General features: G+C 47.0%; 1 protein-coding gene. It reads right to left on the bottom strand.

Annotated features, from left to right (window positions below; genetic code table 11):
* Positions 1 to 513, bottom strand: a 513-nt coding sequence (locus WFN87_RS24015; RefSeq protein WP_336989474.1) for an EAL domain-containing protein, incomplete at both ends; no start/stop codon positions are given.

Here is a 513-nt window from a genome sequence, read left to right as displayed (position 1 = left end):
CTCATAAACAGGGCCTGCTTCCTGGTGCTGATACCCTCTGCAATCATGGTAAGTTTCAGTCTTTTACTGAGGGTGATAATGGCATCAAGCACTGGGGTGTCTCCGTTGGCAGAATCGATCGTTTCTGTGAAACATCTGTCAATTTTGAGAAAGTCTGCAGGCAGGATTTGCAGGATAGACAAGGAACAATAGCCGGTTCCAAAATCATCTATAGCAACCTTTATACCTGCCTCACGCAACTGGGACAGATGGGTAACAGTTTTCTCTGTATTTTCAATGAGTGTGCGTTCGGTAATCTCCGCCACAAGGGATAACGAAGAAGGAATACTGTCACGAAACGCCCTCATATCCCCTATAAACTCTTCTCCGGCGAGGTGCTCCGATGCAATATTTATGCTCAGGTGAAACTCTCCCGTGGGGATCCACTCTTTAACATCATTAGCAATAAGCCTCATCAGGTGGCGCGTTAAGGGCCCCATCATTTTTTCTGACTCTGCCGCAGGAATGAACACG

Source organism: Cedecea sp. AS113, from assembly GCF_037152415.1.
Classification (GTDB): Bacteria; Pseudomonadota; Gammaproteobacteria; order Enterobacterales; family Enterobacteriaceae; genus Cedecea.
Note: the sequence above shows the minus strand (reverse complement) of the source record. Positions and strands in the feature narration are given on the sequence as shown.